The sequence below is a fragment of the Phaeobacter sp. JH20_29 genome (assembly GCF_048056175.1).
In the GTDB taxonomy this organism is placed as follows: domain Bacteria; phylum Pseudomonadota; class Alphaproteobacteria; order Rhodobacterales; family Rhodobacteraceae; genus Phaeobacter; species Phaeobacter bryozoorum.
Genome location: NZ_JAYMWO010000020.1, coordinates 25,786 through 48,609, shown reverse-complemented (window position 1 = coordinate 48,609; position 22,824 = coordinate 25,786). Strand labels below are relative to the sequence as shown.

Genomic DNA, 22,824 nt, shown 5'->3' with positions numbered 1-22,824 from the left:
AACACAAAAAGACCCTGATACAGCTGTATCAGGGTCTTTTCACATCATCCTCAGACTCTGTTCAGCGGTGGCGCAGCCAGGCCTTCAGATCCTCCATCAGGGTGCTGTCCACAGCTGTCCCGGTGAGTTCGATCCGCTGCTGGCCGGGGGTGAATCCCAGCCGCACGCCAGCGGCGGCCTGCACGCTCACCCGCTCATGTGCGCCGATGCTGTCCGCCGGATCCAGGCTGCGCACCCGTGGCACCGGAGAAGGACCCGGAGAGGAACCCGGGGCAGAGGACGGAACCGGGGCAGGGGCCGCCTCCGGCGGATCTGCCGGCGCGATCTCACTCCCCTCATGGGCCTCAAGCAGCTGGCTCAGCAGCGCCTGTTCCGCCTCCGCCGTGGGGCGGGCGGTGGCGCGCAGGGCCGCGACCACCACATCGGCAAAGCCCGGATCCTGCACAAAGGCCCGCGCCAGCCCCAGCCCCAGTTTCTCGCGGATGGCGGTGGGAAACAGCAGCTCCTCATCCAGCGCCTCGACCAGGGTGACAAAGCTGCCGATCTTGGAGCGTTTGGCGCGGGTGGCATTGGCAAAGAGCGATTGCAGCGCGTATTTCTGGCTGCTGTAGACCCCTTCGCGCAGCGCCCGCACCGCAATGCGGGCGCGCTCGTAATGGGAGAGGTTCACCCGGATTTCGTTTTCCTCGACCATCGCCACATAGGCGCCCTCGGCCCCGTCGGGCTGGATCACCAGCGCCTTGATGGTGGCAAAGGCAGGATCATTGCTCTCGGCATATAGCCTGCGCATCGCGGTCAGACGGCGCCAGCCGGAGATCAGACCATGGGTCTTGCCCGCCGGGGCCTGCGCGCCCAGGGCGACCACCTCGATCGGGGTCTGCTGGCCACGGGCGCGCAGGGATCCGACCAGCGCCCCCATCTCTTCCTCGTCCTGCTCCAGCCGGTCGCGCACCAGATGGGTCTCGTCGATGGCGCCAAGCGCGATCTCCTCGATCATCAGCCCCTTGGCGCGGGCGGTCTCCAGCACCGCTGTCAGCTCCTGCAGCGCGCCCTCTGTGGCGGCTTCGGAGGCGACCTGCGCAATCGGCGGCGCTGACAGCGAACCGGGGCCGCCGAGGGCGGATTTGTTCTCAGGTGCCGTGCTGAGATAGGTCGGCTGTGCCGGTGAAAGCCGTTTGCGTTTTGCCATCTGCCTGTCCTCTTCCTGCGCCTGTTCTGATCCCTGCACGCCCTGTTTGCCCTTTGGGGGGTGCAGGGTCGCAGTATGAGGCGCTTTGCGTTTTTAGCCCGTTACTGCGCCGCGCGCTGCATCTGCAACTCATCCCGGCGCCAGACCGCCAGCAGGAGCCGCTTGAAGGCCGCGTAGGTGGCGTCAAAGGTCTCGCGCCCCCTTGCGTAGGTCTCGCGGTTGAAATCGCGGTAATCGGCCTCGTAGATGCCATTGACCTGCTCGCCGGCCTGACCGATCAGCGCGGTGTAATCCTGCCGGTGCGGCGACAGGGTGGGCCCCAGATAGGCCTGCATCAAGGCCGCCAGCTCGCCCTGCTGGGCGCCGTCATAGCGGGTGATCACCGTGCGCACCGCATCCCATTCAAAGGCGATCTCCGGCCGCCCCAGCGCGCGCGCCGCCAGATTCTCGCCCTCCTCGATGGAGGCGAAGGTGGAATGCAGCATATCGAAGAACCGCCCCGTACTGTCGAATTCCAGAAACGACGCGCCCATCGGCACCAGAAGGATATCCGCCGCCGACAGCCCGTTGATGGTGAGATAGCCAAGCGCCGGCGGCGTGTCGATGAAGATCACGTCGTATTGCTCCAGCACGCCATCAGCCTCCAGCCGCTCGGTGAGCGCATCCCAGAGCTTCCAGCTGCGCGCGGCCATCCGCCAGACCGGGATCTGGAACTCCGCCCAGTAGAGGTTCAGCTGCGCGCCGATCAGATCGATATTGGGCCAATGGGTGGGCTGGATCACATCCGCTGCCGTCATGCCCATCGCCGCCGACAGGCTGTCGTCCAGCGGCTGGGGCGCATCGCCGCGATCCAGACGGCGCTGGTTTTCCAGGCGCAGGTGATCGCCGTAATGGCGCGCCAAGAGCGGAAAGGCGGTCTGCCATTCATCCTCCACGCGGCCACCAAAGATCGAGGTCATCGAACCCTGGCTATCAAGATCGATCACCAGCACCTTGTAGCCATCCAGCGCCGCCGACATCGCCAGATGGGCCGCTGTGGAGGTCTTGCCGACGCCGCCCTTGAAGTTGGCGACAGCGACCATTTTGGCGGGCAGCCCTTCGGGGCGGTAGGGCTGGTAATCCTTCGCCTTGGAGCCCTGGGCGGCAAAATGCGCGCGCAGGCGCAGCACCTCGTCGAGGGTGAACCATTTGGCGCCACCTTCGGTCTCGGAGCGGCCCTGCGGCAGATCTGGGTTGGCCTTCAGCACTCGGCGGAAATGGGCCTGGGCGACCGGGATCAGATAGCGGGTGATCTCCCAGGTGGAGAACAGGCGCAGCTCCTTGCGGCCCTCTTCGTTCATGCCCCGGCTGGAGAGATCGGCCCGGCCGCGCGCGCAGGCCTCGGCGATATCGGCAAAGCCGCCGGTGCTGGTGGGGGCCTCCAGATCGCCCAGGGCGGCGTCGGGGTCGATGTTGAAATAGGGGGGCAGCCCGGCCGCATTGCGGCCTGGATCTTTCTTCTGGATGTCTCGTGCCATTGCTCTCACGCCTCTGCCTGGGTCCGCCGGTGCAGGGATCCTGTAGGGTTCCCTGTTTGATGTGCGGCCTTTTGGAGATGATATCATAAAACAGCGTACATGAAAGATATATGCGCATCTGTTTTGAATTTTCTAAGCAAATCCGGGGGTTGCGGCAAAAGAAACCGGCGGGATCCGGGGCGGGACCGGGGCAATTTCTGCCCTGTCGATTTTTTCTACCTGTTATAATTGAGTTATATATAAGTTAAGGCGCAACACCAGTGGCGGCAAAGCCCTTTTTTCATTGGCGTTTGGAGCCGATTTTCGGGCTGCTGCGATTCCGAAACCCCGAAAGACTGACTCTGAACCCCCGAAGCAGTGACTCCGAACCCCCGTTGAGAAGTGGTGTGGATAACTTTAGGGTGGGCGTAATCAAAACCACGAAGACGCGAGTCACCCCGAAAGAGGCCATAAGGCCCGGATAAGCGGGGGGCGGGCAGAGCAGACGGGACAGCAATATGGCAGGCCAGATTTCGGGCCAGATGACCGCAGGGGGCAGCGCGGCGCAGGGGGGGGATTTCTTTCTCTGCGATATCTTCGATGCGATTCCGAAAAACGATCTCGCCTCGATGGAGCATCCGCTGTTCTCGCTCGGCACAAGACCGGACCGGCGCATCCTGAACTATGAACATAATGGTGCGGAGATCACCGTGGTGCCCTCGGTCAAAGGGCTGGCGACGATCCATGACAAGGACATCCTGATCTTCTGCATCAGCCAGCTGATGGCGGCGGTGAATGCCGGCCGCCAGGTCAGCCGCACGCTGCATCTCACCGCCCATGATCTGCTGGTGGCGACCAACCGCGAGACCTCGGGCGATGCCTACCGCCGCCTGCGCGAGGCGTTCGAGCGGCTGGCGGGCACCCGCATCACCACCAATATCGTCACCGGCGGTCAGGAGGTCACCAGCGGCTTTGGCCTGATCGAGAGCTGGGAGATCGTGCGCAAGGCGCGCGGCGGGCGGATGGTCAATGTGGTGGTGACGCTCAGCGAATGGATCTATCGCGCGGTGCTGTCGAAATCGGTGCTGACCCTCAGCCGCGATTACTTCCGTCTCCGCAAACCGCTGGAGCGGCGCATCTATGAGCTGGCGCGCAAACATTGCGGCCGTCAGGACAGCTGGCAGATCTCGGTGGAGACGCTGTTGAAGAAATCCGGCTCCGCCAGCCCGCGCCGGGTGTTCCGCAAGATGCTGCGCGACATGATCACCGCCCAGCCGCTGCCGGATTACGCGATGGAAGAGCTGCCGGGGGATCTGATCCGCTTTTCCCAGAAACATGCGGTGCTGGACAACAGCCAGCGCCCGCCGGTGCTGAGTGCGCGCGCGCTGGAACAGGCCCGCAGCCTGATCCCCGGCATTGACGTCTATGCGCTGGAGGCCGACTGGCGCGAAATGTGGGTGCGCTCCGGCGCGCCGCGGCTGCGCCGCCCCGATGCGGCCTTTCTGGGCTGGGTGAAGAAACGCGCCACGGAATAGGGCAGGGGAAAAGCCCCGTGTCAGAGACGGGTTTGCCTTTAAAATAGGTCAGTATTGTTGTCTAAATGTTTCGCGTGCGAAACATTTGGGCCGAACCGGACCTATTTTGCACGGCGGTGCCTGCCGGCGGTCTGCCCAGATAAAGACCCGCCCGGCCAGAGGCCGGACGGGCGAAAGGAAGTCTGATCAGGTCCCCCCCAGGTATGAAACGCCAGACGTCTTACCGGCCGCGCATCCCTGATCAGCCATTCCCCTCTCTCAACGCGTTCGACATGCTGCGCAGCACCGGGCTGAGCAGGTAATCCGCCAAGGTCTGCCGCCCGGTTTCGATCATCGCCTGGGCCGGCATGCCGGGCAGGGTCTTGACGTTGGGCAGCGCCGCCAGCTCTTCGGGCGGAATGCGGATGTGAACGCGGTAATAGGGAATGCCGCTGTTGAGATCGGCAATGCTGTCGGCCGCCACCATCACCACCTCGCCCCGGACCGGCGGGGTGGAGCGGAAACTATAGGCGGTGAGCTGCACGCGGGCCCGGCCACCGGTCACCACCTCGTCGATATCGGTGGGCGAGACGCGGGTCACGACAATCAGATCGCTGCCCGAGGGCACCAGCTCCAGCACATTCTGGCCCGGGTTCAGCACCTGGCCCAGCGTATTGATGGAGAGCTCCACCACCCGGCCGGCCTGCGGCGCGCGGATGGTCTGGCGTTCGATCACATCCTCCGCCGCATCCAGCCGCTGGCGCAGGTCCAGAATACGCTCCTGCACCAGCTGGGTTTCGCTGGAGATCCGGTTCACCGTGTCGCGGTGCACCTGCAGAATGCGCTCCTCGGTTTCGGCGACACGCTCCTGAAGGTTTTCGCTGTCGCTTTCCAGCGCGCCAAACGTGCCCATCAGCCCGGTTTCCTGCAACAGCCGGTCGCTGAGCCGGGTCTTGGGAACCAGGCCTTTTTCATAGAGCTTGTGCAGATCGGCGACCTCGCCCCTGATCAGGGTCAGCTGATCCTCCACCGCGGTCAGTCGCGCCTGCCGCCCGATGAGCTGTTTGCCCAGCTGGGCAATCCGGTCGCGCAGGATCTGCACCTGACCTTCATACAAGGCGCGGTTGCTGGCGAAGACATCGCGCTGCACCTCAAACAGCGAGACCAGCTCTGGATCCTCGGCAATCAGCTGGTCCAGCTCAGCCGGGATCTCGATCTGATCAGCCTGGGCCAGCTCCGCCTGAAGCCGCGCCTGCTGGGCCAGAAGACTGGCCATCTGGCTGGTCAGGATGGCGCGGTTGGCGCGCATCCGGCGCCCGTCCAGCACCGCGATCACATCGCCCTCGGCAACCATATCGCCCTCGGCCACATTGATCTCGCGGACGATGCCGCCCTCCAGATGCTGTACGCTGAGCCGGTCGCCATCCACGGTGAATTCCCCGGGGGCCACCACGGCGCTGGTCAGCTCGGCCCTGGTCGCCCAGAACACCAAACCGCCAAACAGGCCAAAGCCGCAGACCAGCATCCACAGCACCAATTGGCGCACGCGGGTTGGCGGGGTGCGGGGCAGGGTGAAGCCATCGGGCATCAGGTCCTGAAAGCCCCGGTTTATTTCAATCTCGCTGGCGGCGCGCGGGGCCAGCTCCCGGCTGTTGCTGCGGCTCATGACTGGGCTCCTTCTGCGGCGCTGGCCTCTGCATCGGTGTCCGTCCGGGCCGCCGCCCGGCGCGGTGCGAGATTGGTCACCTTGGGATCGCTCTGGGCCCGGCTCATCGGCTGGGCGGCGGCTTCGATGATCTGACGGGCCTCGCCAAAGCGGGCAATCCGCCCTTCCTGTATCAGGGCGGCATGGCTGACCCGCCGCAACAGGTTGAGCCGATGCGTCACCACCACCACGATGGCACCACGGGTGCAGACCTCCTCGATGGCGGCGGCCAGGGCCTCTTCGCCTTCGGGGTCGAGATTGGCATTGGGCTCATCCAGCACGATCAGCTTGCGATCGCCAAAGAAGGCGCGGGCCAGACCAATCCGCTGACGCTGCCCTGCGGAGAGGAACCCGCCGCGCGGGCCGACTTCGGCGTTATAGCCGCCGGGCAGGGCCAGGATCAGCTCATGCACGCGGGCCAGTTTGGCGGCGGCCACCACATCGGAGGGTTTCGATGTCGGATCCATCATGGCGATATTCTCGGCCACGGTGCCGCGGAACAGCTCCACCTGCTGCGGCAGAAAGCCGATATGGCGGCCGATCTGTTCGGGGTCCCAATCGGTGAGGGCGGCATCATCGATGCGCACATGGCCCCGCACCAGTGGTTGCAGCCCCACCAGCGCCCGCGCCAATGTGGTCTTGCCCGCGCCCGACGGGCCGATCAGCCCCAGCGCATGGCCCGGTTGCAGCGACAGGGTGATGTCGAGAAGCAGCGGATCCTGCCGCCCCGGCAGCACCACGGTGGCATTTTCCACCGACAGCCGCCCGGTGGGATCGGGCAGTTCCATCCGGTCGCTGGTGTCTTCGGCATGGGCCAGCAGGAGGTTCAGCCGTTCCATGGCGCTGCGGGCCTTGAGCAGGGCACGCCAGCCGGCGATGGATTGCTCCACCGGGGCGGCGGCCCGGCCCAGCAGGATCGAGGAGGCAATCATCAGCCCCGGTGTCAGCTGGTTGTTGATCACCAGCACCACGCCCACGCCAAGCACGGCGATCTGCAGACCCATGCGGGTGGCCTTGGCCAGCGAGGTCATCAGCGCCACCCGGTCGGTGACCAATGTGCCAAAGAGAATGGCGGTAAAGGCGCGCCCCCGCCAGCGGCCGATCTGGGCAGAGGTCTTGCCCATGGCGTGGATGATCTCGGCATTGACCATCATCTCCTCAACCGCGGCATTGGTTTCGCGGGCGGCCTCCTCGGAGGTCTTGCCGGGCGCGCGGGCAAAGACCTCGCTCAGCACGCCAAGCCCCAGCAGGATCAGCAGACCCACCACCGAGACCAGCCCCAGGATCGGGCTGAACAGAAAGATCAGCCCGATGAACAGCAGCGACCAGGGCGCATCCAGGAGCGCAATGAACACCGGGCTGGTGACAAAGCCGCGCAGATCCTGAATGTCGCGGATCGGTTCCGCCGTGCGCAGAGGCGCGGGCAGGTTGCCGCTGATCATCCCTTGCAGGACAACCGGGCTCAGCCGGGCCTCCAGCCGCGAGCCGAGGCGGGCGACGAGGCGCTGGCGAATGACATCAAAGAGAAAGAAGAACACCAGCGCGATTGCCGCGCCGGTGGTCAAAGCAATCAAGGTTGGCATGCTGCCCGAAGCCATGACCCGGGCAAACAGTTGCAACATGTACAGCGGCGCTGTCAGGACAAGCAGGTTAACAAAGATACTCGCTACAAAAATTGAGGTGATAACACCCCGCTGTCCGTCAAAGACCCGTTTCGTCTTCATACCCGTGACCCCCCGGTTGCACGATGTGAAGTTTCTGAAGCTGGCAGATCAGCGCCCTGGTCCAAGGTGGCAATCCTTGGCCGGGGACCAAATCGCTGTCCTGAACCAGGGCTAGACCCCCCCGGGTGGCGGCCGCCACCCGGGAGGATCATTCCTTATGGCTCAGAGCGTATGACCCCAGATGTTGTCATAGCTGTCATCAAAGCCGTCATCGCTGGCCACGACCCGGATCGGCTCGTAGCTGCCGGCGTCGCCGGTGCCGACCGCATTGATGCCAACACCGCCAGAGGGCAGGGCGTCCTGTCCCAGGGAGGTGTAGCCATTGGCATTGGTCAGACCCTTGATGACCACGGTGGCGCCACCAACAGAAATGGTGGTGTCGGTGCCATCATCCGAAACACTGGCCACGCCATTCAGGGCGCCAAAGGCCGCCTCTGACGAGGTGCCTGCACCAGCGTCGATATTGGTGACGCGGAAGGCCAGCACATCGTGGTCCTCATCAATGTCAAAGTCATTGATGCAGTCGATGCCATCGCCGGAGCTGAAGGAAGCCCCGTCCCAGGTCAGGTCGATGATGAAGACATCCTTGCCGTTGCCACCGGTCAGATCGTCATCTCCCGCGCCACCTTTCAGGTAGTCGTTGAAGTTGCCGTCGCCGCCGTAGAGGGTGTCATTGCCTTCACCGCCATCCAGGAAGTCATGGCCACGGCCACCGTCCAGATCGTCATTGCCAACTTCGCCATAGAGGCAGTCGTTGCCATTGTCGCCGTTCAGGTCATCGCCACCGTTGCCGCCCAGAAGGACGTCATCGCCGTCGCCGCCATTCAGTTCGTCGGCACGGTTGTCGCCCATCAGCAGATCGTCGCCATCATCGCCGTTGACGGTGTCTTCGCCGTCGCCGCCGCTCATGACGTCATTGCCGGTGCCGCCATGCATCAGGTCATTGCCATGACCGCCATACATGGTGTCATTGCCGGCATCACCATAGAGCGTATCGGCGTGATTGTTGCCGTAGATCAGGTCATCGCCATCGCCACCTTTGACGGTGTCGTTGCCGGCGTTGCCGAACAGCACGTCATCACCGACATTGCCGTGGACGCAGTCGTCGCCTTCGTTGCCATAGAGGGTGTCATTGCCCTGGTTGCCATAAAGACGATCCCGGCCGATACCCCCATATCCGAGGTCGAAACCACGGCCGCCGATGATGACGTCATTGCCCTCTTCGCCGAACATGGTGTCATGGCCGGAGCCACCGCGGATGCGGTCATTGCCGGCTTCGCCACCGTCCTGCGGTGTGTAGCAGTCCGGGCAGTCGACGGGACGCAGATCGGTTTCATCGCTGGTATGCGCTGAGGCCTCGACCGATGTTTTGGGGTCGTCGTCGCAGCAATCCCAATCGATGTCGCCATAGCCCTTGACCCGGGCATGGTCACCAAAGATCAAATCGCCCTGGGCACCACCTTCGAGCACGTCATTGTTGCTGCCGCCGCGGAGAGTGTCCTTGCCGGCATCGCCATTGACGTCGTCACGGCCTTCGCCACCATCCATCAGGTCACGGCCGCGGCCGCCCTGCATCAGATCGTCGCCGGTTTCGCCGAACATGGTGTCCATGCCACCCTGACCATCCATGGTGTCATGGCCATCGCCCCCCAGCATGCAGTCATTGCCGTCTTCATTGGGGCCTTTGCCAACCGGACCGCTGTCAGAGCCAAAGTCGAGATCGTCGCCCTGGGACTGACGTTCGTCGCCGAACATCTCGTCATCGCCGGAGCCGCCGATCACCAGGTCGTCGCCCAGACCACCGGCCATACGGTCGTCGCCGCCCTGACCGTTCATCCGGTCATTGCCGCCGCGGCCATACATGGTGTCGTCGCCGTCATAGATGGATTCGCCAGCGCGGCCGCCGCGGTCACCCCACATGCAGTCGTCGCCGCCTTCGCCATCCATGCAGTCGTCGCCCAGATCCCCATAGAGGTAATCGCCGGCGTCGCCGGAGCCATCGCCCTTGCCGCCTTCATCCCCAAAGATCTGGTCGTCGCCATTGCCGCCAAAGACCGTATCCTGATCCTTGCCGCCCAGCAGCGAGTCATTGCCGTTTTCGCCATCGATGTAATCGCAGCCATCGCCGCCATCGATCCAGTCGTTGCCGTCGCGGGTCGCGTTGGTGCCATTGCCCCCGTAAAGGGTATCATTGCCACCATCACCATTGATGGCGTCATTGCCGCCGCGGCCTTCGATATAGTCCTGGCCGGACTGACCATCGAGCCGGTTGTTGCGCTCGTTGCCATAGACCGCATCATTGCCGCCGCCAGCTGCGGCGTTGTCACCGGCATCATGGTCGTTCAGATTGATGACATTGCCATCGCGACCGCCACGTTCCGTGGTGCCATCATTGTAATTGGGACTGAATTTATTGTCCTCGTCAAAGATGATCTCGCAGTCTGGATTACACTCTTCCCATGGTGAGCCTTCGTCTGGTCTACCCATCTTAAACATCCTCCTAATTAATATACCGGGAGTGTGATGCGCCCCCCGACGCGACCCCCTTTAGAAATCTGGCCAGGGGAAATTGGGTGTGGGACCTGACCAGTACCAAAAGACCGCTTGGGTCTCTGATGGTGATTGCATCGCAAATCGGGTGGGGTGGATGCCCCCAAATGGGGACAAATTTTCCTCAAATTGTCGATTTCCGGGGGTGCGGCATCAGATGCCCGGCGGGCTCTTCTGCGAGATATGTGGGACAGGCACCAAAGCCGTCCGACGCATCTTTTCCGGGCCGGGGATTTGGGACAGCAGTCCGGCCCGGAGGGATGTCGCACCCCCGAAAGAGAAAGACTCTTTATCCTTTGTTAGAGTCTATTATTTGCAGATATCGCCAGGCCGTCTCCCTGCTTATTGGCCCGGATCTTCTCTGGTGGTTTCAACAAAACGGACAAGGCTGGCCCAATGGATCTGCGCCTCGCTCCAGGCCGTGCCGGCAGCGGCGGAAATCCGGCTGTGATAGAGCGTGCCCGCCGCCAGCCCGAGCGCCAGGATCAGCGCAAGATATCCGCCCTGGCCAAGCCCGCGTGCCAGCCGCTGCCGCAGGCTGCGGCGGTGGGCGGAGCTGTCGGCCAGCACCCTGGCAAAACTGTTGCGCAGCACCGGCTCCAGCTCGATCCGCAGCGCCCCTTCCATCCGGTTCACCGCCTCCTCCAGCGTGTCGATGCGCGCGCTCAGCGCCTTGCGATCCGCCTCGGCCTTCCGGGTGTAGATCTCACCCAGCCCGTCGTTGAGGGTGGCGAACATCGCCGTGATCCGCTTGTGCAGCTCGATGAGATCGCCGCGCCCGGCCAGAGGCTGGGGGCCGCCGCGCAGATGGGCGGCCAGCTGGTCCAGATCCGCCGGGGCGAGCCTGTGGGCGGCGGCCTCCGATGTGGCTTCTGCATGGGCCGGCTCCCCGTCGGGGCGCGGCTTGTCGGTGTTCTGCGTGGTCTGATCCGTGGTGCTCTCCATCTCGATATCTGATGCCGGTTCGGCTGCGGTTTCTGATCCGGCTGCCGACTTGGCCTTGCCGGTGTTTCTGGTCGCATCCGTGGTCGATCCTGTGGTGGGGTCTGCCGCGCGGCGATCCTGGGCGGCCAGGGCTGCGGCGCCGATCGAGGCCGCGGTTGGCGCGACCGGTGCGGGTGGCCCCTGGGTGAGGCTTTCATGGGTTACCTTGTTCATGACGCTCTCCCCAGAGAGGCCTGCCAGGTCAGCCGCTGCGCCATTTCCGTGCGCCCGGCCACCTCAAGCTTGGACATCACCCGCTTGGCATAGGTGTTGAAGGTCTGTTCCTTGATGCCCGCAATATGCGCAGCCTCGCGGTTGGACAGCCCCAGCTGGATCAGCGCCGCAACCCGGGCCTCGCAGGGCGACAACCCCATTTTCTGCGCCAGCATCTCGATCCGCTGCTGATCGGGCTGGCGCGGCAGGATCGCCACCACCAGCGCCCGCCGGGTGTCGGCACAGAGATAGCAGGTCAGCGAGACCGGCAGCCGCATTCCCGAGCTGGCATCCTGCAGAAACAGGATCAGCTCCTGGCTGGCCCCGCCGCCGGGCACATGGGATCCGGCGGCTGCTTGGGTCGGGGTGCGCGCGCATTCCTGCACGGCTGCGTAAAACGCCCGGGTTTCCCGGCTGTTGGCACAGCGCAGCACGCCGTCGCTGTTGCACAGCAGATTGCCTGCCGCCAGCATGTCGCAGCCGGCCCCATTGCAATCCAGCAGCCGGCCCGAGCTGTCCAGCACCAGAACCGCGCTGTCGCTTTTGGTGGAAATTGTCCAGAGCATCGCTTCGGAGGTTTCGGAGGCCTCCAGGGCCAGCTCCGGCGCCGGTGTGCCGGCGAGCATCTCGCGCAGCGCATCCTCGCGGGTGAGCGGCCAGATGGCAGGCAGGATATCGGCGCAATGGCTGTCATGCTGGCTGCCTTCCAGATGCAGCGCGACCCGGTCTTCGCTGCCATCGGCAAAACGGCAGGCAAACACCACCCAGCGGCCAGACCTGTGGCCAGAGCCATCCGCACGCAGGGCAGCGGGATCCAGCCAGTCGGGCCAGGCGTTGGGATGGCTCTGCGGATCATGCAGCTGGGTGCAATGGATCAGCGGCCCGCTGCGCAGCAGGGAGCGAAGATCCTCCCTGGGCGGTTTCGGCCGCGACCCGGCTGCGGATCGTGATGCGGATCCGGCACCGCTGGCCCCGTCGCTGCTGGCCCCGTCGCCGCTGGTCACAAGACATGTGGTCACCAGCAGACGGGCAGGCCCGGTGCAGTCGATCTCGGCAATGGCGGTGGTGGTGATGGATGAAACTTGTCTTTGAAACGATCGCGCAAAAGCGATCTCGCCCGTGTGGATCACGGCGCCCCCGAACACATTCATATTGCCCCCCGGCATATCAAAACGAATATGTCCCAGCCTAGCATATCGCCGGTGCCGTCAAATTGTGCAGAGGGCGTACCCCTTCGGATGTGACGATTCGCTGTTGGTTTGGGCTGTCCTTGCGATCAACCAACGGGCGAACCCACAGAGGGTTGAGTTTTAATCAATATCTGGTGTGGTGACGCAGGGTAAGCCACAAGTCACGGCGAAGAGCCAATTCGGTATTTGACATAATATTATTATTTTTCAAATGATTAGATATTGGCAAAGATCCGCCGCCTGAGTGAAGTGCTCAAGGAGAACTACCTCGGAGGGGGTAAGGATCCGGGCGGGGGCGCAACAAAGGAAGGGTGATTCCATCTCCTGCGGTAGGATTCGCGAAGATTGAACACCATTAGGTTGTGGAAGCCGGCCCGAGGCGAGTCAGAATTAAGGAATTCGCACATCTTTGGATTTGCCCGCCCTGAGGATATTCTTGTTGATAAATCAAAAGCCTATATCGAAAACAATACTTTAGGCTTTGGTTCTGGTGGCGCCAACATTTCGCCAATGGGTAAGTTTTTTGACAAAAACGGGTGGATTCAGGCTATTTTGGAGTGCCGCATAGCGGTGCAGCGCTGATACGGGCTGCAATTTGGAGGCAGGGGGGCGTGATATTTGGCCCCGGCATTTTAGGGGGCTGGCCTGGAGGAGGCCCGCCTGAACAGCAGGCCCTGTGAAACTTCCCCGTGATAGGGGGGGCTGCAGCGGGGAGCTGAGAGATGGCCTGCGGGCAGGCGGCTGAGGCGTTCCCTTGGTCGGCCGGGTCGCAATGCGGCGCTCATCTGATCGAAAGGACAAAAACACAAGACATAAGACAACACCGGGGTGCCATCTGTGACGGGGGTCGCAACAGCACCGCGAGGGCCAGGGCGGGGTGTTCCAAACCCGCAGAAAAGCCCGGTGACCTCCCTGTTCCGGAGATCATTCATTGAGACCATCTGATCGTGTGTGGATCAGTTTTTTTAAGAGTATGGGGGTATATCATGCCTGTTCATATTGTGGGCGAAAGTCGCTTGTTACGCGACATGTTCCTCGCCATTTGCCAGAGCAACGACTACCAGATCGGCACCTGCTGCGATGAGCTTTCGACGCTCTCCGGGCTGGGGGTGGATGATCTGGTTTTATATTACAGCCATGAAACCGGACCGGAGCTGGTGGAGGAATTGCGCCAGTTCAAAGAGGGCAATGACGCCTCTCTGCTGATCCTGATCATGGGGCGCGAATGTTCCACCAGCATGCAGAATGCGCTCAGCGCCTATGCCGAGGCGGTGATCCCGCAACGCAAATCGGCCGAGGCGCTGATTGCGGCGCTGCGGGTGGTGCAAAGCGGCTATCGGATCGTGCCATCGGATATTTCCGCGGCGCTGCGGGCGGCGGATGTGACCACATCCAGCGGCGACCAGGCGGCGGAAACCCTCGGCGCCTCTGCGGATTTTGCGGCGGTGACCCTGGACGGTCGGGTCAATGGGAGCCTGTCTGAGACAGGCTCTAACAAGGGGAAACCCAACGGTGTTCCGGCCGATCCCCTGCCAGTGGACCTGCGCCGGATGCCGGCCTCGGCTGCGGCGCGCGGGCTGTCGGGACGCGAATGGCTGATCCTGACCAAGCTGATCGACGGCGCCACCAATAAATCCATCGCCAATGAGCTGGGCATCTGCGAGGCCACGGTGAAGGTGCATCTGCGCACCTGTTTTCGCAAGGTCGGTGCCAAGAACCGCACCCAGGCCGCGATCTGGGCGTCGGAGCAATTCCTGTCCTGATCCCACCATCTGGTGGGCCGGGCAGGTCGGGGCTGCGTCGGCCATGGATCCATGCTGGGGGGCTGGATCCCGGGTCGACGCAGATCATCCCCGGATACTCTGCTGCGGACCGAACTGTTACAGACTGGGCGGTTGCCGGCCCGGGTGTCAGATCTTCAGCTGTTTGCCCGCAGGCAGCAGCGCGTTGATCTGGCGGGCGTGCTCGGGCATGCAGCGGGTCAGGAAATCGTAGGTTTCCACCACATGGGCGCGGGCATTGGGGCCGAGATGGGCATAGGCGCCGGGATTGGCCAGCACATCCACCACCTGATCGGCCAGCGCGCCGGGATCAAAGAAATCCACCAGCATGCCGGTCTCATTATGGGTCACCGCCTCGCGCACCGGCTCCACATCGGCGGCGACGACAGTGGCCTGCATCGACATCGATTCCAGCAACGACCAGCTGAGCACAAAGGGCATGGTCAGATAGATGTGGCAGCGGCTGATGCGGATGATCTTGCACAGATCGCTGTAAGGCACCCGGCCGAGGAAATGCACCCGACTCCAGTCGACGCTGTCGCCCAGCTCATCCTCCATCTCGCCGCGCAGCCCTGCGGGATGGGTGCTTTCGCGCCCATAGGAGGTCTCATTGCCGCCGATCATCAGGATCCGCGCATTGGGGCGTTCCGACAGGATCTTGGGCAGGGCGCGCATCATCACGTGAAAACCACGGGCGCGTTCCATATTGCGGGCGATATAGGTGATCACCTCATCGTCGCGGCTGAGCGGCCGGGGCAGGCGGCCGAGGCCGATGCTGGCCTGTGGGTCCGGCTGCAGCCGGTCGGTGCGGATGCCGTCATGGCTGACGTAGATCTTGTCGTGAAAGCTCTTGGGGAAGCGGTCGCGCTGCCAGTAGGTCGGGCTGTGGCCCAGATCGACCACCTCGATATTGGCAAAGGGCACGGTGTTGCGGGCATGGGCAAAGAACCCTGCGTGTTCGCCGGGGGGATTTTCCGGGTCAAAGCCAACCAGCCCGCCAGTGGTGCGGTAGAAATATTCAAAGAAGCCGATGATCGGCACATCCGGCCAGACCTCTTTCATGAAGGTCAGCTCCCCCCAGCCGGTGTGGCCAATGATGATATCGGGCTTGAAGCCTTCCCTGGCCTCCAGTTGGCGCGCGGCGAGGGCGGCGCCAATGCCATTGCCGGCTGCCGCCTCCCAGTCCTTGGACAGCCCATAGGCATCGGCGGCAGGCTGGTGATGGCTGCTGTAGGTTGCGGTGGTGACCCCGGGCAGCTTCACATCATTCCGCTGGGTCAAAAACACGATCTCATGCTCGCCCTGATCGGCCAGCCACTGGATCATCTCCCGGTACTGGCCGGGCATGTTCTGGTGCACAAAGAGAAATTTCATCCCCTATCCATGCCGCGAGAGGGCGGCAGGCGCAACCCTTTCGGCGGGGCGCGGGCGGGGAGATCTGGCCGGGCGTCCAGTACGTCCGGGCGCGCGGGTGCGCGGGGCGCCCCCATGGGCAGGGTTTCACCACCAGGGGCCTCTGCCGGGTTTTCCGGGCTTGTCCCCAGAGGTCATGGCGCTAACATGCGCGCAACGCAGCAATCCCGGGGGCTGCGGCCGCCGGAGACGCCAAAGCGCGGTTGCCGATCCCCTATTTTCAATAGGCCATACCATCCGTTTGTGGAGGCTATGGCGAGTAACATCTGGTGATATATGAGAATCCTTTTCCACGCTCCCGTGCTTTCGGTCCACCGTCCGGATCCGGCACTCTCCAGTATCCTGGGGGTGCCGCCGACGGTGACGGACACATTGTTCGGTCTGAAACCGGCGCATAGGCTGACCGGGAATCGCGGCAATATCATCCATGCCGAAGCCCCGGCGCGCAGCCTGCGCAAGGACCCGGATGGGTCGGCGGTGGGCAATATCGCCAATCTGCAGAAGAACCTCGGTGAGGGCTATGCCGAGACCATCGCCGAGCATTTCGACATGATCGTGGTGTCGCTGGCCAATTTCATCCGCCCCAATCACGATGGTATCCGGCTGTTTACCGCGCTGGAGGCGCTGGATGGGCGGGTGCCTTTTGTGGTGCTGGGGGCCGGGATGCAGGGCAGCCATGCGTTTGAGGACCTGCTGCCGGGCAACCGCGATCTTCTGGCGCTGCTCAATGAACGGGCCAATCTGTTTGGGGTGCGCGGCACCCAGACGGCAGAGTGGCTGGCCAACAACGGGCTGGAGAACACCACCGTGCTGGGCTGCCCCAGTCTCTATGTCTATCCGCAGTCGATCATGGCCATCGACGGGGCCGCGGCCCAGGCCAAGGGGCGTCAGGCCAATGTGATGACCGCAGGCCATTTCTCCATGCGCGACGGCGCCATCGTTGAACGCGGCACCGAACTGGCCAAGGCGTTCGACAAGATCGACGCCTCTTATGTGTTCCAGGATGAGATCTTTGCCTATGGTAAATTCATCACGGACCGGTTTGGCTATAATGAGGGCAATAATATTGCCCAGCCCGAGATGCTCAATCGCTGGCTGAGCCGCAAATGCGGCCATAAGGTCGATTTCAACCGCTATTATTACTTCTCCGAGGCTGGCGCCTGGCGGCAGGCGGCGATGCTGCATGATGTCTATATCGGCGACCGGTTCCACGGTGGCGTGGCGGCCCTGCAGGCGGGTCAGCCGGCGATTTTCCTCAAGCATGACAACCGGGTGGCCGAGCTGACCGAACATTTCGGCCTGCCGGCGCTGAACACGCAGAAATTCATGCGCAAGGGGCTGAAGGCGACGCTGGATGAATATCTGTCGCCCGAGATGCTGGACACGATGAAGGCGACCTATCGCCAGCGGCATGCCGAATATGTGGCGGCGCTGGCCGAACACGGGCTGGAGGTCGACACCATCGTGCCCGACGAGCCGCAGCCGGTGCCTGCGGTGGACCGGCAAGGCCATCTGGGCGCCATCCGCAGCCAGAAGGCCCCCGAAGAAGCGCTGCCAGAGGGGCTGTGGCCCACCACCACGCTGACCCCGTCTTATGCCATGCGGCGGCTGCATCCGGAGGGCGCGCGGGAGCTGGTTGTCACCTTTGAAGGGGCAGGCCAGGCGCTGGACCGCAAGGATCCCTTGCGTCCGGGCTTTGGCGAGCGTTTCCTGATCAAATCCGGCTATGCGGTGCTGTCGGTCTTGCCGCATCAGCAGAACTGGTACCGTCCGCTGGATCTGGAACAGTATTTCCGGGCACCGGACACCCGCGCCTGGATGGCTGGGTTTGACAAGGTGCATGTGCTGGGCTCCGGTATGGGGGCCTTTGGCGCCATGGCCTTTGCCGACCTGATCGGCGCGGAAAACGTGGTGGCGCTGCAGCCGATCACCACCCTGGCCGAGGATCTGATCCCCGGAGAGACCCGTTTCCCGGCGGCGCGCAAGCTGGACTGGAGCAGTGGCTACCGCGATGGCTGCAGCGGCTGTGACCGGGCGGCCCGGATCTATGCCATCCACGGCGATCATCCGCTGGATCTGGCTCATGTGGAGCGGCTGCGCGCGGCGGCCGGATCGCGGCTGATCAACGCCGAGCTGTCCCATGACAGCAAGCGCCCGGTGACCCCTTTGCTGCGCGCCAAGCGCCGTCTGCCCCGGACCGTGCTGACCTGCCTGCGCGGCGGCGACGCGGCGGCGCTGGAGCAGGTGCTGGGGGAGCTGGTTGCCCAGAAAACCCCGGCGGAATGATCCGCTGCTGCTGGTGTCATGTCGAACCCAGATACAAAGGCCGCCTGTCAGGCGGCCTTTGTCACATCTGCCCGCTGAATATATCGCCGCGACGCGGTGAATGTGCAATAATTTAACATAAGATTGATTAAGGAGCTTTTTTACACCCGGAGCACATTCCGAACTGGGGTGCGACAAATTCCCTATCTTGCCGGATCAGACGGAGATGTGATCGTGGCCGGGTGGTGTTTTATTGCTCGTCTGCCGTTTGATCTGATAGCCTTTGGCCCTGCGGTCGGCATCATCGGAAGCCGGGCCGGAAGGGCCGCAGACAGGTGGATGTTAAGAGTGACGTGATACCCAGACCACCTGGGCGCGGCACAGGATCGAAAGTATGGCGCGGGTTGGCCCAGGCCCGATGCCAGGTAGGGGGCATCATGACCGGTACTTCACAGGCAGCTAAGCCTGGCTCGACATCTGCGATGGGCGAGACGGATCTTCAGGCAGCGTCTGTGGTGGACGGGGCGCGGGATATCCCCCTGACGCCGATGCAGCAGGGGCTGCTTTATGAAAGCGCGGCTGCCGGCCGACCTTGGGTCAATCTGGAACAGATCGTGGTGCATCTGGACGCCGAGGCGCCCGCGCCCGAGGCGCTGCGGGCGGCCTGGCAGCAGGTCTGCGCCCGCCATCCGGTGCTGCGCAGCGCGGTGCTGTGGCAGGGCCGCCCGCAGCCGGTGCTGCAGGTGGCGCCGGTGGCCGTGGCCGCGGCGCAGGTCACGGTGGAGACCGAGGACTGGCAGGGGCTGGGGGCGGAGGATCAGACCGCCCGGCTGGAACGGTTCCTGGCCGAGGATCGCAACCGGGGCTGCGCGCTGGAGCAGGCGGTGTCCTGGCGGGTGCTGCTGGCGCGGCTGGGGCCGGAGCGGTCGGTGATGGTCTGGACCATCCACCACGTGCTGGTCGATGGCCGCAGCATGGCGGTGGTGCTGGAGGATGTCTTTGCGGCGCTGAGCGCGGGCGATCTGCCTGCCGAGACCGCGCCGGTGACCGGTTTTGACGCCTTCAGCCCGGCCGTGGCGGAGGTCTCGGGGCGGGCGGAAAGTCGGGCGTTTTTCCAGGATCACCTCAAGGGGTTCGAAACCCCCAATCAGATTGCCCGGCTGGCGGATCTGCCGGCCGACACACCGCAGGACAGCCCCGGGCGCAAGCGGATCCTGCAGCGACATCTGCCGGCCGAGCTGCGCCGCGCCCTCATGCAGCGCGCAGGCGCGGTCACGGCGACAGAGGGCGGCGGCGCGGCCACCCTGGCCAATATGGTCCATGCCGCCTGGGGGCTTCTGGTGGCGCGCTGGAGCGGGCGGGAAACGGCGCTCTTCGGGGTCACCCGATCGGGGCGCTATCTTCTGGAGGGCTGCGGGCGCACGGTGGGCTGCCTGATCAATACGGTGCCGCTGTATCTGCATCTGTCGGGGGGCGAGACGGTTGACGGGCTGCTGGCGCGCCTGCGCCGCGATGCGGTGGCGCTGCGCGATCATGAACATGCCGCGCTGGCGGATATGCGCGGCTGGTGCGGGCTGCCGGGCAGCGTGCCGCTGTTTGACAGCATGGTGATGTTCGAACGCGACAGTCTGAACAAGCGGATGCGCAGCCTCGGCGGCGCCGATCCGCAGACCCCCTGGCGGCACCGTCGGGTGGAACTGCGCGAAGAGGGCGCGATGCCGCTGACCCTGGCGGTCTATGGCGATGAACAGCCGCTGCTGATGCTGGAATATGATCCCGAGGTGCTGCCGGGCACACAGGTGGAGCGGATGCTGGATCACCTGTGCCAGCTGTTGCAGAGCCTCGCCACGGCGCCCGCGGGCATGGCCCTGCGCGATCTGGGGATGCTGCCGGAGGCGGAGGTCACGCAGCTGGTGCGACAGGGCCGCCCGGATCCGGCGCTGGCGCAGAGGCTGGCGCAGGATATGGCAGCGGCCCCGCCCTGTATGGCAACCCGGCTGGAGGCCACGGCGGCGCGGGCGCCTGAGGCCCCGGCCCTGCAGATGGCCCCGGACGGGGCGCTGCTGAGCCATGGAGATCTGCAGGCCCGCGCCGATCAGCTGGCGGGGGTTCTGCAGGCGCAGGGGGCGGAGGCCGGCGATATCATTGCCATCTGCCTGCCGCGCAGCCCGGAGTTCATCATTGCGATGCTGGCGGTGCTGAAGGTTGGCGCCGCCTTTCTGCCGGTGGACCCCACCTACCCGGCGGCGGTGATGGCCCATATGCTGGAGGACAGCGGCACCCGGCTGGGCATCGGCGGGCCGGATCATGGCACCGTTTCAGGCTCTGACATGGGTGAATCCGCCGATCAGGCTCCTCAACATGAGACGGCGCTGACCTCAAACGGGCTGGTCTGGATCCCGCCCGGGGCCGGGCAGGCGCAGCCCCGGTCCGCAGCGCCGATCCGCCCCGCGCCGGATCCGGCGCGGCTGGCCTATGTGATCTATACCTCCGGGTCCACCGGCAAACCCAAGGGGGTGCGGGTGCCGATGCGGGCGCTTCTGGCCCATGCCAGCGCCATCACCGCCGCCTTTGACCTCCAGGCCAGCGACCGGATGCTGCAATTTGCCAGCCTGTCCTTTGATGTCGCCATCGAGGAGGTGCTGCCCAGCCTCCTGGCCGGCGCCTGCGTGGTGCTGCGCGCGCCCGATATGATCGGCGCGCCGGGGCTGTTTCTGGACCGGGTGGCGGCGCTGGAGCTGACGGTGCTGAACCTGCCGACCGCCTTCTGGCATGTGCTGTGCGATGTGATGGCCGACAGTGGCCGCAGCCTGCCGCCCTCGGTGCGGCTGGTGATCGTCGGCGGGGAGCAGGTCAGCCCGCAGGCGCTGGCGCGCTGGCAGCAGCTGGCGCCGGGGGTGCGCTGGCTCAATGGCTACGGGCCGACGGAAACCACCATCACCTGCACGCTGCATGATCCGGGCGGCCCGGTTGATGCGGATGAGGATGTGCCCATCGGCCGCCCCACCGCCCATGCCCGCGCCTATGTGCTGGCCGCTGATGGCAGCCTGGCCCCCGCAGGGGTGGCCGGGGATCTGTGGATTGGCGGCCTGGCGGTGAGCGATGGTTATATCGGCCGCCCCGAGGACACCGCGCGGGCGTTCCGGCCCGACCCCTTTGCAGCGGAGCGCGCGGCGGCGCGGATCTATCGCACCGGGGATCGCGCTGCCTGGCGGGGGGATGGCACGCTGGCCTTTCTCGGGCGGCAGGACCGGCAGGTCAAGCTGCGCGGCTTTCGCATTGATCTGCGCCATGTCGAACAGGTGCTGGAGCGCGCCTGTCCCGGGGTGCAGGCGCTGGCGGCGGTCCGGGGCAAGGATGGGCCTGCGGCGCAGCTCTGCTGCTGGGTCCGGGGCGTGGCGCAGACGGGCGATGGCCAATGGGATCTCGGCCCGTTGCAGCAGGTGGTGCAGCGCGATCTGCCCGCCCATATGCGCCCGGCGCTGGTGGCGCTGGCAGAGTTTCCACGCACCGCAGGGGGCAAGATCGACATGGCCGCCCTGCCCGCCCCGGAGCAGGCCGCAGGGGCGCTCGGTCTGCGTCTGCGGCGGGACGCCGGAGCGGCGGTTGACACCTCTGCCCCGCCCTCGCCGCTGGCCCGGCAGCTGACGGAGATGATGGCCGATATCCTGGGCCAGCCCGATCTGGCGGCGGATGACAGTTTTTATGACCGCGGCGGCCATTCGCTGCTGGCGATGCGGCTGATTGGCCGGATCGAGGCGGATCTGGGCCAGCGGCTGAGCCTGGCGGCGCTGCATCTGACCCCCAGCCCCCGCGCCCTGGCGGCGGCACTGGAGGCGGAGCAGAACGGGGAACAGACCGGCGCGCCGGAAACACCGGAAGGCCACAGCCTGCCCGATCATCTGGTGATCATCCAGGATGGCGCGGCGCGGCCGCCGCTGTTTGGCGTGCATGTGCTGGGCCGCAACGAGGAATTCTATCGCCCGCTGGCCCGTGCCCTTGGCCCCGACCAGCCGGTCTACGGGCTGAGCATCGGCCTGCTGGATGATGACACCCCCACCGGGGTGCGGACCACCGCCAAGATGTATCTGGACGAGATCCAGACCCATTACCCCAGCGGGGTTGTGCATCTGGCGGCGGTGTCTCTGGGCAGTTATTTCGCCTTTGAACTGGCGCGTCAGCTGCTGGCGGCGGGGCGCGAGCTGGGGCTGGTGGCGCTGTTTGATGCCGAAGGGCCGGCCGGGCGCAGCCGGGTACAGGGCCGGGCCAGGCTGAGCGCCCATCTGCAGCTGCTCCGGCGCATGGGGCCTGCCTATCTGCGCCATATCGTCGGTAATCGGATTGATCTGCTGCGCAATGCCGTTGAGCGGCGGCGGCTGGAGCAAACCGGCGGTGGTGGAGAACTGACGATCGACGCGCTGATCGCGGCAAACCAGCAGTCGGTGGAACATTACGCGCCGGAGCCGCTGGCCACGCCGCTGACCGTGTTCCGGGCCGGCGACGATCTTTTTGACAGCTCCGAAGGGCTGGCCCATGGGCTGGGCTGGGCGCCGGTGGCCGAGGCCGGGTTTGAGCTGATCGAGGTGCCGGGATCACATCTGTCGATCCTGCAGCCACCCAATGTGCAGCAGCTGGCCCGCCATATGGCGCGCCTGATGGCGCATTCGGCAGATGGGAAAACCGGCTGATCCCGCTCAGATCCGGGCGCATTTCGGCCCGGATCGGAACAAACCCGAGAAAATCGACCCAAAAAGGGAACAAGTTCCCGCTTTGCGGCGTCTGTTCCGTAGGCTGGTTCTC

Annotated in this window: 13 protein-coding genes; 5 read left to right on the top strand and 8 right to left on the bottom strand. The window is 64.6% G+C overall.

The features are described 5' to 3' along the window. Positions 1-61 precede the first annotated feature (61 nt). Both VWZ85_RS18940 and VWZ85_RS18935 read right to left on the bottom strand, forming a co-directional pair. Positions 62-1,189: a ParB/RepB/Spo0J family partition protein gene (locus VWZ85_RS18940; protein WP_416587298.1), complete on the bottom strand. Its 1,128-nt coding sequence runs from the start codon at positions 1,187-1,189 to the stop codon at positions 62-64. Between the two features lie 101 nt (positions 1,190-1,290). Next, a complete protein-coding gene (locus VWZ85_RS18935) occupies positions 1,291-2,706 on the bottom strand; it encodes an AAA family ATPase (RefSeq protein ID WP_340547839.1) in 1,416 nt (471 codons plus the stop codon). A 497-nt stretch (positions 2,707-3,203) separates the two neighbouring features. Between VWZ85_RS18935 and VWZ85_RS18930 the strand changes: the two genes are divergently transcribed. Continuing rightward, positions 3,204-4,220 (top strand): replication initiator protein A, encoded by a 1,017-nt coding sequence (locus VWZ85_RS18930; protein WP_340547838.1) that lies wholly within the window; start codon positions 3,204-3,206, stop codon positions 4,218-4,220. A gap of 241 nt (positions 4,221-4,461) precedes the next feature. Here the strand turns inward: VWZ85_RS18930 and VWZ85_RS18925 are convergent, their stop codons facing one another. The 5 genes from VWZ85_RS18925 to VWZ85_RS18905 all read right to left on the bottom strand — a co-directional run bounded on the left by VWZ85_RS18925 (position 4,462) and on the right by VWZ85_RS18905 (position 12,526). Continuing rightward, positions 4,462-5,865, bottom strand: coding sequence for an HlyD family type I secretion periplasmic adaptor subunit (locus VWZ85_RS18925; protein WP_416535226.1), 1,404 nt, complete (start codon positions 5,863-5,865; stop codon positions 4,462-4,464). Continuing rightward, entirely contained in the window at positions 5,862-7,628 is a 1,767-nt protein-coding gene (locus VWZ85_RS18920; RefSeq protein ID WP_416542571.1) for a type I secretion system permease/ATPase, read from the bottom strand. The genes VWZ85_RS18925 and VWZ85_RS18920 overlap by 4 nt, the downstream gene beginning before the upstream one ends. A gap of 162 nt (positions 7,629-7,790) precedes the next feature. Then, positions 7,791-10,115, bottom strand: coding sequence for a calcium-binding protein (locus VWZ85_RS18915; protein ID WP_416587297.1), 2,325 nt, complete (start codon positions 10,113-10,115; stop codon positions 7,791-7,793). Positions 10,116-10,520: 405 nt separating this feature from the next. After that, positions 10,521-11,336 carry a hypothetical protein gene (locus tag VWZ85_RS18910; RefSeq protein WP_340547834.1) on the bottom strand — a complete coding sequence of 272 codons (816 nt, stop codon included), beginning with the start codon at positions 11,334-11,336 and terminating at the stop codon, positions 10,521-10,523. Further along, positions 11,333-12,526 carry a helix-turn-helix transcriptional regulator gene (locus VWZ85_RS18905; protein ID WP_416542568.1) on the bottom strand — a complete coding sequence of 398 codons (1,194 nt, stop codon included), beginning with the start codon at positions 12,524-12,526 and terminating at the stop codon, positions 11,333-11,335. The genes VWZ85_RS18910 and VWZ85_RS18905 overlap by 4 nt, the downstream gene beginning before the upstream one ends. A 384-nt stretch (positions 12,527-12,910) precedes the next feature. On the opposite strand from VWZ85_RS18905, the gene VWZ85_RS18900 reads away from it, so the two are divergent. Beyond that, positions 12,911-13,147: a hypothetical protein gene (locus VWZ85_RS18900; protein ID WP_416587296.1), complete on the top strand. Its 237-nt coding sequence runs from the start codon at positions 12,911-12,913 to the stop codon at positions 13,145-13,147. A gap of 404 nt (positions 13,148-13,551) precedes the next feature. Further along, on the top strand, positions 13,552-14,328 hold the full coding sequence (locus VWZ85_RS18895; protein WP_416587295.1) for a helix-turn-helix transcriptional regulator: 777 nt from the start codon (positions 13,552-13,554) through the stop codon (positions 14,326-14,328). A gap of 147 nt (positions 14,329-14,475) precedes the next feature. Here the strand turns inward: VWZ85_RS18895 and VWZ85_RS18890 are convergent, their stop codons facing one another. After that, the gene (locus VWZ85_RS18890) at positions 14,476-15,720 is read right to left on the bottom strand and encodes a glycosyltransferase family 4 protein (RefSeq protein WP_340547830.1); all 1,245 of its coding nucleotides are present in this window, start codon (positions 15,718-15,720) and stop codon (positions 14,476-14,478) included. Positions 15,721-16,035: 315 nt separating this feature from the next. Between VWZ85_RS18890 and VWZ85_RS18885 the strand changes: the two genes are divergently transcribed. Both VWZ85_RS18885 and VWZ85_RS18880 read left to right on the top strand, forming a co-directional pair. After that, complete coding sequence (locus VWZ85_RS18885; RefSeq protein ID WP_416535221.1) at positions 16,036-18,045, top strand: polysaccharide pyruvyl transferase family protein; 2,010 nt, start codon at positions 16,036-16,038, stop codon at positions 18,043-18,045. 416 nt (positions 18,046-18,461) lie between these two features. Beyond that, positions 18,462-22,712 carry a non-ribosomal peptide synthetase gene (locus VWZ85_RS18880; RefSeq protein ID WP_416587294.1) on the top strand — a complete coding sequence of 1,417 codons (4,251 nt, stop codon included), beginning with the start codon at positions 18,462-18,464 and terminating at the stop codon, positions 22,710-22,712. Positions 22,713-22,824 lie beyond the last annotated feature (112 nt).

What these genes read in the sequence shown, in the direction of transcription:
- VWZ85_RS18940 (WP_416587298.1), bottom strand. Translation starts at nt 1,189, where the DNA reads ATGGCAAAACGCAAACGGCTTTCACCGGCACAGCCGACCTATCTCAGC.
- VWZ85_RS18935 (WP_340547839.1), bottom strand. Translation starts at nt 2,706, where the DNA reads ATGGCACGAGACATCCAGAAGAAAGATCCAGGCCGCAATGCGGCCGGG.
- VWZ85_RS18930 (WP_340547838.1), top strand. Translation starts at nt 3,204, where the DNA reads ATGGCAGGCCAGATTTCGGGCCAGATGACCGCAGGGGGCAGCGCGGCG.
- VWZ85_RS18925 (WP_416535226.1), bottom strand. Translation starts at nt 5,865, where the DNA reads ATGAGCCGCAGCAACAGCCGGGAGCTGGCCCCGCGCGCCGCCAGCGAG.
- VWZ85_RS18920 (WP_416542571.1), bottom strand. Translation starts at nt 7,628, where the DNA reads ATGAAGACGAAACGGGTCTTTGACGGACAGCGGGGTGTTATCACCTCA.
- VWZ85_RS18915 (WP_416587297.1), bottom strand. Translation starts at nt 10,115, where the DNA reads ATGGGTAGACCAGACGAAGGCTCACCATGGGAAGAGTGTAATCCAGAC.
- VWZ85_RS18910 (WP_340547834.1), bottom strand. Translation starts at nt 11,336, where the DNA reads ATGAACAAGGTAACCCATGAAAGCCTCACCCAGGGGCCACCCGCACCG.
- VWZ85_RS18905 (WP_416542568.1), bottom strand. Translation starts at nt 12,526, where the DNA reads ATGAATGTGTTCGGGGGCGCCGTGATCCACACGGGCGAGATCGCTTTT.
- VWZ85_RS18895 (WP_416587295.1), top strand. Translation starts at nt 13,552, where the DNA reads ATGCCTGTTCATATTGTGGGCGAAAGTCGCTTGTTACGCGACATGTTC.
- VWZ85_RS18890 (WP_340547830.1), bottom strand. Translation starts at nt 15,720, where the DNA reads ATGAAATTTCTCTTTGTGCACCAGAACATGCCCGGCCAGTACCGGGAG.
- VWZ85_RS18885 (WP_416535221.1), top strand. Translation starts at nt 16,036, where the DNA reads ATGAGAATCCTTTTCCACGCTCCCGTGCTTTCGGTCCACCGTCCGGAT.
- VWZ85_RS18880 (WP_416587294.1), top strand. Translation starts at nt 18,462, where the DNA reads ATGACCGGTACTTCACAGGCAGCTAAGCCTGGCTCGACATCTGCGATG.